This window comes from Anaerobacillus sp. (assembly GCF_046314235.1).
In the GTDB taxonomy this organism is placed as follows: Bacteria; Bacillota; Bacilli; order Bacillales; family Anaerobacillaceae; genus Anaerobacillus.
Window position 1 is genome coordinate 285,846 of sequence record NZ_JBKBWN010000002.1, and the last position, 12,826, is coordinate 298,671.

Here is a 12,826-nt window from a genome sequence, read left to right on the forward strand (position 1 = left end):
CCCTGTATTCATAGAAGTAGGAGTGTTTACCTTTTGATATTATTAGACTTTTTTTACGATGAAAATATACTTAAACTTGTTATTGCTGCGATCATTGGGATTATTATCGGATTAGAAAGATCCTTAAAACATAAGCCGGCAGGTCTAAAAACGGCAATGATTTTAACAGTAGGTAGCTGCTTATTAACCATTGTCTCGATATTCTCAGCCGAAATCTATAGTGAAGCATATGCAAAACCAATGGATCCATTAAGATTAGCGGCCCAAGTTATTAGTGGGATCGGCTTTATTGGTGGGGGAGTCATTCTTGTCCGTAAAAATGACGTCATCTCTGGAATAACGACAGCGGTAATGTTGTGGGTATGTGGGGCGATCGGCATTGCTGTTGGGGCAGGTTTTTATAAGGAAGCAATAGTTACCCTCGTTTTACTAATACTTGCAGTGCAAATTCTTCCTTTTCTAATTAATAAAATAGGCCCAAAGGGGTTAAAAGAAAAGGAAATCAAAGTACGAACATATACGAGTAAAGATATCCAACTTACTGAGCTCCTTAAACAAATCAAAGCCTTTGATTATAAAATCAGCAGTATGAAAGTAAAAGAAGAATCAACCCAATACTTACTAAGCTTCATCGTCATGACGCACAAAGATGTTTATACGACAGATGTCTTTTACCAGTTAAAATCTTTAAAAGGAATTGAAAAAGTAGAAGTGGAAAACTTATCATGATAAGGGGACCATTTTTTACTGGTGTATAACATACACCTTTATGCAAAGCTTTTAAGCGGAAAGCTAAGAGGAGAGTTTTATAGCAAATATTTTTGACCAAAGGGAACTTTAATTAGTTCCTATTTTTTTACAATTACTATGGTGATATTATTGGTTTTATGGGACTTTGTGTATGAATGTACTTGCAATAATGAAGGGAATGTTAGTGGAATAATTTTGAAACCTAAATAATTTGATTTACGTCTTATATGTTAGGATGGTGATATGAATGAAGAAATTAGTAGGACTATTATTTGTAGTATTGATGTTGGTTGGATGTAGTAATATAGTCTCAAATAGTTTAGAAACAAATACACTAACTGAATTTTACGAAAAAGATTTACAAAATGTATCTAAGGTAGTAATAGTAGATGGAAGTACAGGATATAAGAAAACAATCGATGAAAATGTTGTTATTGAGGGTTTTTTAGATGAAATAAAGGATATAAAGTTCATTCCAGAAGAAAATCAAGAAGGCAGAGTTGGCTGGCGTTACTCAATTACTCTTTCGCAAGATGACGAATATACTTTTATGTTTGGGTTAACGCAAGTAAATGATAATTATTACTTTACTGAACCACATATTCACCCGATTGTTGATAAATTTTACAAGACAGTTGATGTTCAAGAGGAATAATTTAAAACTCTTTATTATTCAACAAACGGGTGCGAAAGCGGACCAGGATCTGTCGTTTTTCAACTAATAAAACAGTTTGGTTGAATAAGCCAAACACTAAGGGAACAGTTAGTATAATATCGCCTGCAAGTATTGTAGTCGATCTTGTAATTATTTAAAAATATCGAGACAAAATGTTTCAAGCAAAGTCGATTGATTTTTAACCAATAGAATTATGAGTTGTTTAATTAACGAATGGTTAGTGGAATTGCGGGCTGTAATTGATACAGCCCATTTTTTATGCTTTTTAATATGGAAATATGTGTTAAAATTAAGAGAGGTTTATGTAAGAAAATTAAATTTACACTTTTGTAAAAGTAGGTGTTCAGATGTTACCAACAGAGAGTATTCTGAAGACGTGGGAGAAATTTAACAATTTCCCTATGGAAACACTAACAAAGGTTTGGTTCTATAACAAAGGAAGTACTAAAAAACAACGAGATGTATCCCTTATGAGAGAACACAGAGAACAATTTGGAATAACAGGAAATTGCTTTGACTTAGCTCTTTGGCTAATTGACGAATTTAGTAAGGATGGAGTAGAAGCTTTTCCAGTCGGTAATAACCTAAACACAGGAGAAGCCCACGTTGCCGTAATAGCGATAAATGAAAATGGAAATCGTTATTTGTGTGATTTAGGAGATCAATGGCTATCTCCAATTTTAATAGATACAAGTAGCGAGGATTATACCAATGAAAAACTGAGTGGTTTCTTCCCGGGAGCTAAGGTACAAGTACAAAATCATGAAAAAGCCACAGAAATTCTATATCATCGTCCAAACGGGAAAGTATCAAAACAAATATTCGATACACAACAAATTGAAATGAATTACTTCCTAAAAGCTGCTGAGTTTTCACAGAATTTAATTAAGCCAAACCCTTTGTTAGAATGTCGAGTCCCCTATAAATCCGAGATAGCTCATTGGGAATTCTATAATTGGGAGGGCTTTTTGAGTACAAGTGAAGGTTTATTTAAAGCAGCCAAATTAGAAAAGATAGAAGAGTGGGTAGAAGTGATAAACCAAAAAACTAATTACAACAAAAATATATTATTGGAAGTATTAAATAAATACAAAATTATTCAGAACAAAGCCTTTGTGCAATGACACCATCGACTAAAAGGAAGTAGAATGTTTAACATTCTACTGCTTTGGCCCCACCTTTAGGCACCTGTTGAAGCCAAACAAAAGCAGCATCAAAAATGCAGGTTTGATGAACAAAGTAATGGTGGAATTAGAAAAATCTGGAGGGACAAATGGATAATAACAAGTTTAATGAATTTATTAAAATTGCCAAAAAACTAAATGATATTGATATTATTCCATTGTTAATGGGTTCAGTCGGTTTAGAAGTCGTTACTGGGAAGAGTTGGGATGCGCAAGACTTAGATATTCATGTACCTGGTGATGAAAAAGGATGGGAAGTACCGACTGAATTATCTATATTTAACTGGAATGAAATTGTCAATATCATGACTTCAATGGGATATAGTCTAATTTGTTTACATGAGCATGAGTTTTTTAAAGAGGGCTTATTCTCCGTTGAATTTGGTATTATTGACACTTTACCAGATTTTGCTGGAGTACAATTAGAAGATTTAGAATTGAATCAATATGGAGAAGTAAAATATTATTTACTAAATCCTAAGCAATATCTATCAGTTTACAAGTCTTCATCGGTTGATAGTTACCGAGCAGATAAGAATAATAATAAAGATATTTTTAAAATAGATTTCTTAAATAAAATGATATAAACTGTCTAAATGTTTTATAGAGAACGGGTGTATTACTTTAATATTGACCTCAATAATAAATCCTGATCTATTACAAAGTAATAATAGTAGTGGTACCTCGAAAGAATAAAGCTTATTGATGAGTGAGATTATATTGGATCCATTTCTAAAAGCTTTAAAAACTAATGACAAGTTTGTTTGGAGTATTTCTGGAAGTAGGTTGGTTGAATTATCCCATTATTACAATGAAAAAAGAAAGGACATAACATATTAGTCATATAAAATATGTTATGTCCTTTAATTTATCTTAAATTTATTAATTTAGTTTTTAACGCGTTATATATTTTAATCAATGTTTTATTAATTTTGACACGAAAATCGTCACGAATAGTAAGAAGGTTAGGATAAAACGTAAAATGTGATGTGAACATTTTACTGGGAAGTATTCTTTTAATGCATAAATAATGAAACCTTTCAAGTAACTGATACGTCTAATACTTTGATAATGAAACCCTTCAACGACCTAAAACGTATGGTAATTATAACCAGAATTTTGGAGGTTTCTATGTTAAAAAAAAAGGTTGTACTAATCATTATATTTATATTTTTATTATTAGTAACATCTGTATCGTACATAAAAGTAACTACTAATAGTTCTACAACAAATGAAAATAAAGAAACACAACAATTGGAAAACTTAATCGCTTTTTCAAAGGTTTATGGTTATGTAAGATATTTTCATCCTAGTGATGAAGCTGAGTTAGTAGATTGGGATAGATTTGTGGTTTACGGTATCAGTGAAGTGAAGGATAGCCGAACCGAAGAAGAATTGGCAAGGAACTTACTTTATTTATTTGAACCGATAGCTCCTACAATTCAAATTATTATAGACAAATATTCCTTTAAGGAACCCTTTTTAGATAAGACAGAGAATACTGTTTCATGGCAACACGAAGGAGTAAAGACACCTCATTCAACTAATGTTTGGAATAACTTTATTTATAATAGTATGCGTGTACAGAATGACGGAGAAAAACTATTTGAGCAAACTGTCGCTAAAGATGAATTAATAGAAAAGAAAATAAGTAACTCAATTTTTTTGAAATTGCCATTAGCTTTGTATACTAAAGATGGAAAAACAATTGGCAATACAGATGAGACTTTTAAAGCGCTCGAGTCGTTACTTAAACAACTAAATTCAGTAATAACTGATAATGCAGATAATGTAGATGTTCGTCTTGCTGGTTCTATTATTACATGGAACTTCTTTCAACACTTTTACCCTTATTTTGAAGAAGTAAATGTAAATTGGGAGAGTGAACTTGTCTATTTATTGGAAGATGTAATACAAGCTAGTTCACAAGAAAAGTATGTAGATGCACTAAACTTTTCAATTGCCAAGTTAAATGATGGGCATGCAGGTGCTTGGATAGGTAACCGGTTAAATAATGCGACACTACCTTTTTATCCAGATAAAATAGATGGGAAATTGGTTGTAACAGTGGTTAGTTCCAACTCTCCTTTTCAGGTAGGAGATATTTTACTTACAAAAGATAATAGAGAAGTAATTGAGATACTTTCTGAAGAAATGAGAAAAATTTCTGGTAGTAAACAATGGAAATCCTACCTCGCTTTAGACAAATTTGTTCGCGGGGATGATAAAAATGAGGTTGAGTTTGAAGTAGACAGAAACGGTAATATACTAACAATTTCAACAAAATACGAATTTACGACAACACCTATTGACCGTTTTAATAGAAAAGAAAAATTTTTAGAGATAGAAGAAGGGATTTATTATATTAATGCAACAGATTCCATCGGTAATTATTTCGAAAAAAATTTAGAACAATTAAAAGAGGCTGAAGCTATAATTTTTGATATTAGGGGATATATCCATTCAGATGTTTGGAATATTTTGCCCTACCTTTCTAACGAAACTTTAAAGAGTCCAATTTGGAAAATTCCACAAATTATTTATCCAGATAATATGAATTTAGTAGGTCATAGAGAAGACGGACGTTGGGAGATAGAATCCGCAGCTACAAAATTAAGCGGAAAACTAATTTTTCTTACAGATGGTGGGGCAATTAGTGCTTCAGAAACCTTTTTAGGTATTATTGAAGACCATAACTTGGGATTAATCGTAGGAGGAGCAACTGCTGGAGCGAACGGAAATATGAATATATTAGAGATACCAGGTAAAGTAACTATTGGAATGACAGGCATGAAAGTAGTAAAGGGTGACCGCTCACAACATCACATCATAGGAATTAAGCCAACAGTTACTGTTATTAGATCTTTTGATGGAGTGCTGAATGAAAAGGACGAATATATTGAAAAGGCTTTAGAGTTAATAAAGTCATCTAACTGAGAAATGATTTAATACCTGTTCTTAAAGTTGCTTACATAGTTGAAGAAGCGACGAGTTGAGTTGTATTTAGGTTCAATGCCAATATAAGGTGTATGCCCAATTTGATAATAAGGTGAGCAGTTTAATTAAAATTTCTAACGAAAGTTCTAGGTTAATAGGGGGGATAAATATTGCTAAAAAGAATTCCTATTCTAGTCATATTTTTATTACTTAGTTATACAAATGTTTTTGTTTTTGCAGGAGATATACCAGAAGGAATTATGGAGGGTAATCAAAAAGCACTTTTCATAGGTGAAATAAAATTCATTAATACTGATACATTTAGTATAATACCTTCTACGATTATGATGGGAAATATTGAGCAATCAGAAATTGAAATCGAACAATTTGATTCATATTATGGGACAAATGATAAACCTAAAACGGGTGATTTTGTTGTTGCTGTTTTATTGGATGATCAAACAATTGATGATATGTGGATTTTTAAAACTACATCTGATGATTATAGAACATTGAAACTTATAAGTGAACAGTATCCTATGGTTGTTCGGTATGAACAATATATCAATGAAGGAAAATACTTCGAAGCACAAGAAAAGCTTGAAAAAGAGAATAAAACTTACATCAATTCTACAAGTGTCAATGAAACTGAAAGTGTTGAAATAGTAGAAAATGTTCAAATTCCATCCAAACTAAATAATAATTTAGTTATACCACTATTAATATTATTTTTTGTATTCGTATTTGTCTTTCTAGCTAAATCTAGAAAGAATAAGTAGATATTATGTAAAAGGATTATAGGAATACTGATAAGGTATTGAACGGTTGCAAAAGCATTTTGATAATTTTATAAAGGGGGATAATAATGAAAAAACAGTATCTGATCCTTTCAATGATTGCCATATCACTAATGTTAACAGCTTGTAATGACACCCATAACTTAGAAATAAAAGAAGCAGAAAACAATGTAACGATTAAACCTGTTGGTGACATAAGTGCAAAACTTCAAACATATCCGTTCGAAGAAGCAATTAAGGTATCAGAACTAATAGCAGAAATAAAGATTATAGAAAAAGTGCAAGAGTTAAATGAACCATCTCCAAAAACAATTTTTAAAGCAACAATGACAGAAGTGCTTAAAAATGATTCGGGGTTACCAACTGACAGTCTTCATTTTATGCAACAGGGAAATAGTGATTGGACTTTCAATGATAATGAGATGTTTCAACAAGGAGAGAAATATATTTTATTTCTAAAACATGCTAAAGAAATTCAAGAAGAACATACCTACTGGATATTAGGTGAAGAAACTGGAATGTATAAAATAATCAATGACAGATATATTGCAAAATTATCCGAAAGAGATGAGGCACTTGCTGATATTGAGGATATAAAATTAAGTGATGAACTTAAGAAATCAAAAAATTCAAAGGAAATTCAAGTTTTACAAACAGAAGAATTTAGAGAAAAAATTAAGAAAAGTTTAATGAGGAATTAATTAAATAATTGAGTCTCAAGAGAGTGTGATAGTTTAAGAATACTGCCGCCTTTTAACGACCAGAATACTTCAAAAAATAGAGCTAAAAATTGAAGTGACATAAAAAAGTAAGGAGAGGAAAAGACGATCTTGAATATACAAGTGTTGAAAAAAGTAGGTTTCATCCTTTTTGTCATTCCATTATTGTGGTTTATCATACATACTACCATCATAGTAACAGATGGATTAAATGATGAATTAGCCGGTGTAGATATAGCAGTGGTTCTAGGTAATAAAGTAGAATTAGATGGTCAGCCCTCTAATAGATTAAAAGCTAGATTAGATAAATCTATAGAACTATATGAAGAAGGATTTTTTAAGTACATATTAGTCAGTGGTGGGATCGGTAAAGAAGGTTTTGATGAAGCAAAAGTAATGAAAGAATACTTAGTGAATAAAGGGATTCCATCAGAGATCATTATAGAAGATAACAACGGTTATAATTCATTCATGACCGCAGAAAATACTAAAGCGATAATGAAAGAGTTGAAAATCGAATCCGTTATGGTGATTTCACAATACTTCCATATAACCCGAACAAAATTAGCGTTTAGTAAACTTGGTTTTAAAAATGTATATGCTGCACATGCAGAAATTTTTGAGTATAGAGATTTTTATTCGATCATTCGGGAATTTCCTGCTTATTACAAATACATCTTTAAATAATAAACGGTTCTTAACGATAAAAATGCTAGCCGAACTGAGCTGTTACTTCTTCAACTAAGGGTGCGAGTTTTCATTAAGAGACAGGATATTTTAGTTCATAATGATTAAAGGTAATATTCAATTGAATATAGTATTTAACCAATAGAACTGTCCATTTAAGTAAGAGGTGAAAATGTTGAAGATTGAATTTTCTAATATAGGTGTAGTTAGTGATAGCGAATTAAAATTTGCTGTAATAAGTGCTATTTATAAGGGGAAATGGCTTTATGTTAAGCATAAAGACCGAAATTCTTGGGAAATCCCTGGTGGGCATAGAGAACCTGGTGAAATGATTGACGAAACAGCTAAAAGAGAGTTATATGAAGAAACAGGGTGCAAAGAAGTAGTTTTAGTTCCCATTTGCGACTATTCAATGGACGATTCCGTTAACAAAATTTTTGGGAGGTTATTCTTTGCAAGAATAAAGGAAATTGGTCAATTACCAATATCTGAAGTTGGTGAAGTAAAACTATTCGATAACCTTCCCCAAAACCTTACTTATTTAGAAATTCAACCGAAATTATTTGAAAAGACACTTGCTTTTATTAAAGATTGTGAGGATTAAAGTAACGATAAAGTTTAAAACAAGCTTTTGCAACCACTATGGTGCTAACGATCCGGTTAGTACAACAGTTCCTATCTGTTATAATCCATGTACTTAATAGAAAAAATTAGAGAGGGTGAAAAAAATGAAGTCAAGAATAATCCTTATAATTATGTCATTTGTTTTTTTACTTGGAGGATGTAATGAAAGTAGTCAAGAAACTGCTAATTTACCAGAAGATGCTTTAAGGATGTTAGAGGTCGAAAACGAAGAAAGAGAAATAAATGTATATGGTACTCATAAAGTAAATGAAGATTTAGTCTTAATAGTTTTTAGAGGCGTAATGAATGATGAGGATATTTGGCTTGCTGATGTTCATAAAGAAGACGGTCAATGGAAAGCTAAAGAAATTTTCCAAATGAATGGACCATTTGAAGGAAATGGTGAAATTCAAACACTCATTATTAACGATGACTTTGGATATGAAGTTGGTTATATTGAGAGTAATGTTCCAATTACTGAAAACTTAAATGTTATAGAAATCGATGATATTGAAGATTGGAAAATTTGGATTAAACAATCTACTAGTTTTAATGTAGCTACAAATTATTTAGAGGAAAAAGAGTTTAGTGTCATATCACATCTGAAAGGCGAATCGATTATTTTAACAGATGAGATGATAAATCAACTTCCTGGAAAATTAAGTTGGTCTGTTCAAGAATTTAACGTAGAAGATTACATAGGAAAGGAAGTAGAGATAGAGTATTTTAATATTAATAATCACGCTTTTGATTCTGAACAAGAAGAAACAATGGTATCAGTAATAATTATTGATGGAGAAGTTGTTGGAGGGAATTCATATAAGCCTGTTGAGAAAGGTATGAGAGGGGCAAATGGTATATACTCATTGGATGGAAAGAAACAATATCAAAACAAATAAGTAAAAAAAGAGTGTAACTAAAACAAACGAAAGCGTTTAGTGGAAGAAGCTGGGGGAGAGTACAATCTACCGAAAGATAGAGAGAGTCTCTTCTACTCGACTAGTTGCGGAGTATTAGAAAATAAAATTATACAAGTTTGAGTAAATCAGGAAGATAGGAGAAATTATATGTGGAATAAAATAAAATTCATTCTGTTCCTAATCGGAATTATATCTATAATAATTGGTATTCCATATTTGTTAGGAAAATCAACTAATGATGTATTAAAATTCCCTCTTTATATTGGCTTAATTGTTGTTGTGATATTTTTTCCTGCAAATTCAATTAAAAAATTGATAACGAAACCAAATTAAGAAATGTTTCTCATATCACTTAAAATAAAGAAAGAAGTATAAATATCAGTTACATATGTTATTAAAAATGAGTGCGATAGTACAATAAAGGCTGCCGCTTTTGTTGCTATTGAGCAGGTAAAAATGAAGTGAACTTTGGAGGGATAAAATGAGAAAACGGTTTGAGGAATAAATATATGAACAAGGCTATCCAAATGCTAAAACAGCTCCAATCGTTAGTCTTGAAGATTTCTTTGAAGGCAATACAGATGAAGGTTCTATCGGCTGTAATCTCTTAGAGCATCCAGGAATAGAAACATTTTATAATGTATTATTGAAATTCAGAGAACAGGAAAGCCATCAGGTTTGTTGAAGAAGGATTTTTCTTTTTTGTATAGAAAAGCATTTTAATTACAAGAAATGAATTTGGTTTTTAAAAACAATATAGGGATGGTGAATAGAAGAGATGAACCCATTGATGATTGAATTTCCTACTGAATTTTATACTGAGAGATTGCTAATTCGAATGCCACAACCTGGAGATGGAAAAGCAGTGTTTGATGCAATCCAAGCGTCAATTGACGAACTCAAACCTTGGATGCCCTTCGCACAGAATGAACAATCTGAAGAAGAGATTGAAATTAATATTAGAGATGCTTATGTAAAATTTATAAATCGTGAGGATTTACGACTACTTATTTTTCTTAAAGATACAGGTGAGTTTATTGCGTCATCTGGGTTACACCGTATTAATTGGGATGTCCCAAAGTTTGAGATAGGGTATTGGATTGACACTCGATATAGTGGGAAAGGATACATAACCGAAGCTGTACAAGAAATCGCTAATTTTGCTTTTTCTGAATTGAAAGCTAATAGGATAGAAATCCGTTGCGATTTAAAAAATGAAAAAAGTCGTAAAATTCCTGAAAGGCTAGGTTTCACTTTAGAAGGTATTTTAAAAAATGATGCGATTTCAACTGATGGAAAAGGACTTAGAGATACCTGCATATATGCAAGGATAAAGTAATATTGCAAAAAGGTGAAACTTGTTTATTTCTAAAATTGTGAAGAATTGTCCTTAAAGTAAAGAGAGTTTTAGCCCAGTAAGCAATAAAATGTAAAAAGGCTTAGAGAATAAATTTCTCGAAGCCTTTTTTTCGTGTGAATTATGTTGTGATTTCCGGATTAGCGCCGATTATAAACAAGTAGCAGTCGTATTAAGGCTGGTAATTACAACAGTTTGCAGCTTCTTATGTGTAAAAAGCTGCGTACACCTAAAAATTTAGAGTGGGTAAAAAATAAAATCAATCTCTTGATAAAGTCCATTTTTTTCGAATGAATTTTAGTACTTCTTTTCGATATCTCTTTATCACGTAATAGACCAAAAAGTAGACAACGGCCCCAAACAAAATCATATTAACGAACATGCCGACTAAAAATGCCTTACCGATTTTTAAACTGGCACTAATGACTTCATCAGGTTCTTCAATACCTTCTTCAAATTCTTCTATAATGATCTCAATTTTTGTTTCTAAACTTATCGGGAGGATCGCTTCACCTACAATGACATTACAGTAGAAAAAGAGAGGAAAAGCCCAAATAAAGGCTACACCACCAATAAAACCAGCTACTGTATTTCCTTTGACCAATTTTGGGCTTACTGTTGAAAAAAATGGACCAAAACCAAATGAAGGAATAAAATTCATTAGAACACCAATAGTAAAGCCTCTGGCAATACTATGTACTTTATCATGTATTCTCAACAATCTAATGCAAAGGTATTTGAGTTTTCTTAGTTGTTTATTAAACATAGTTCACCAGCCATTTATAATCTATTGTCAGTTTTAATCTTCTCTAGTATTAAAAGTTATATCAATTTGAATAATTTCTGAACGACTTCCAATCCGTATTGGTGGTCCCCAAAAGCCAAAACCAGATGAAACAAACGCATGTAACTGCTGCTTCTTTATGTATCCCCAATCTAGTTCATAGATCTTTCTTGTGATGAGGTGGTTCGGTGCCATTTGTCCACGATGAGTATGGCCAGACAAACTAATATCAATATTGTTTATCATTGCTTGTTCTAATTCAAATGGTTGATGGTCCATTAAAATGATTGGGAGGGAGTGATCAATATTTTTCACAAGATCCTCAATCGAGCTTCGATTTTGATCCGTTTTATCCTTCCTTCCAACAAGGTAGAAGCTGTCGTCAATTAAAACGACCTCATCTAGTAAAATCGTCATATCATTTTTTGACATTTCATCAATGAACAGGGGAATGGCCCTACCATAATACTCATGATTTCCAAGAACTCCGTAAATCCCTAAGGGAGCATGCATTTCCTTCATTAACTTACTCATATTTTTCGAAATGAATGGCCTAGGATCATCGTCTATGATATCACCAGGAAGTAAGACTAAATCAGGCTTTATCATATTTATCTTATCATTTAGCCGACGGAGGTGGCTTGTCCCAGAAAGATTTCCAAAATGCATATCTGAAGCAACGGCAATTCTTAGTTTGTTATATTTAATTGCTCTTTTAGGAACGGATATTTGATAGGTTCTTACTACTGGACTATATGCATTAAAAGTACCATAAACCAGAATAACAAGAAAAGTAGAAATTACAAAAAGGCCCGTCCATTTAATCAATTGGTCTAAATCGTATGATGTATAACTAAAGGTGAAGATTACTATATTTGTGACTGGTAGAAGAAGAAGGCTATATTGGAGGACAACAAACCAATAGGCACCAATGACTTTTAAAACCGTTAGTTTAATAAAACGAGCGAGAACATATGCATATGCACAAAAGAAAACGAACAACCAATAAGCAAATAAGGGCGGCGGAGAGAAGGCAGCTTTTAACCAAACGAAGCCATTCCAACCAATATATAAAACAAGAGCGTTATAGGCCAAAAGCATTAAGATCATTCGCACAAATAGACTAGGTGTCATGAATTTTATTCCCCTTATAATATAATAGTCCAAAAAGATCATAAATAAATTGAAAGGTTAATTTATCTATTATCGCATAAAACCGCGAATATTCCAAAAACAATAGTTTAGTAGTAAAAAATCAACATGAAATTCTAGAAAAATGTGTCAGTATGCGTAATTTTATTTACAGTTTTTTGAACCATTGGTAAAACTTGAAGTTTTTGTGAAACACTTCACAATGATAAAGTGATGGCATATAATGTAAATAAGTAGAA

At 31.9% G+C, this 12,826-nt stretch carries 13 protein-coding genes; 11 read left to right on the forward strand and 2 right to left on the reverse strand.

Features of this window, described 5'->3' with window-relative positions; all coding sequences use genetic code 11:
* Positions 1-33: 33 nt before the first annotated feature.
* From ACK4M9_RS03495 to ACK4M9_RS03545, 11 genes are all read left to right on the forward strand, one after another.
* Positions 34-729 carry an MgtC/SapB family protein gene (locus ACK4M9_RS03495; RefSeq protein WP_409848056.1) on the forward strand — a complete coding sequence of 232 codons (696 nt, stop codon included), beginning with the start codon at positions 34-36 and terminating at the stop codon, positions 727-729.
* Between the two features lie 268 nt (positions 730-997).
* Positions 998-1,405, forward strand: coding sequence for a hypothetical protein (locus ACK4M9_RS03500; protein ID WP_409848058.1), 408 nt, complete (start codon positions 998-1,000; stop codon positions 1,403-1,405).
* A gap of 368 nt (positions 1,406-1,773) precedes the next feature.
* A complete protein-coding gene (locus ACK4M9_RS03505) occupies positions 1,774-2,550 on the forward strand; it encodes a hypothetical protein (RefSeq protein WP_409848060.1) in 777 nt (258 codons plus the stop codon).
* 149 nt (positions 2,551-2,699) lie between these two features.
* Positions 2,700-3,197 (forward strand): phosphoribosylanthranilate isomerase, encoded by a 498-nt coding sequence (locus ACK4M9_RS03510; RefSeq protein ID WP_409848062.1) that lies wholly within the window; start codon positions 2,700-2,702, stop codon positions 3,195-3,197.
* 544 nt (positions 3,198-3,741) lie between these two features.
* A complete protein-coding gene (locus ACK4M9_RS03515) occupies positions 3,742-5,547 on the forward strand; it encodes a S41 family peptidase (RefSeq protein WP_409848064.1) in 1,806 nt (601 codons plus the stop codon).
* 170 nt (positions 5,548-5,717) lie between these two features.
* Positions 5,718-6,326, forward strand: coding sequence for a hypothetical protein (locus ACK4M9_RS03520; RefSeq protein WP_409848065.1), 609 nt, complete (start codon positions 5,718-5,720; stop codon positions 6,324-6,326).
* A gap of 86 nt (positions 6,327-6,412) precedes the next feature.
* A complete protein-coding gene (locus ACK4M9_RS03525; protein ID WP_409848068.1) occupies positions 6,413-7,045 on the forward strand; it encodes a hypothetical protein in 633 nt (210 codons plus the stop codon).
* Positions 7,046-7,174: 129 nt separating this feature from the next.
* Positions 7,175-7,750, forward strand: a complete 576-nt coding sequence (locus ACK4M9_RS03530; RefSeq protein ID WP_409848070.1) for a YdcF family protein — start codon at positions 7,175-7,177, stop codon at positions 7,748-7,750.
* Positions 7,751-7,922: 172 nt separating this feature from the next.
* Positions 7,923-8,354 carry an NUDIX hydrolase gene (locus tag ACK4M9_RS03535; protein ID WP_409848072.1) on the forward strand — a complete coding sequence of 144 codons (432 nt, stop codon included), beginning with the start codon at positions 7,923-7,925 and terminating at the stop codon, positions 8,352-8,354.
* Between the two features lie 124 nt (positions 8,355-8,478).
* Positions 8,479-9,273 (forward strand): hypothetical protein, encoded by a 795-nt coding sequence (locus tag ACK4M9_RS03540; protein WP_409848074.1) that lies wholly within the window; start codon positions 8,479-8,481, stop codon positions 9,271-9,273.
* A gap of 799 nt (positions 9,274-10,072) precedes the next feature.
* Positions 10,073-10,633: a GNAT family N-acetyltransferase gene (locus tag ACK4M9_RS03545; RefSeq protein ID WP_409848076.1), complete on the forward strand. Its 561-nt coding sequence runs from the start codon at positions 10,073-10,075 to the stop codon at positions 10,631-10,633.
* 277 nt (positions 10,634-10,910) lie between these two features.
* On the opposite strand, the gene ACK4M9_RS03550 is transcribed toward ACK4M9_RS03545, so the two are convergent.
* Positions 10,911-11,417: a DUF2062 domain-containing protein gene (locus tag ACK4M9_RS03550; RefSeq protein WP_409848079.1), complete on the reverse strand. Its 507-nt coding sequence runs from the start codon at positions 11,415-11,417 to the stop codon at positions 10,911-10,913.
* A 33-nt stretch (positions 11,418-11,450) separates the two neighbouring features.
* Positions 11,451-12,569, reverse strand: coding sequence for a metallophosphoesterase (locus ACK4M9_RS03555; RefSeq protein WP_409848082.1), 1,119 nt, complete (start codon positions 12,567-12,569; stop codon positions 11,451-11,453).
* Positions 12,570-12,826 lie beyond the last annotated feature (257 nt).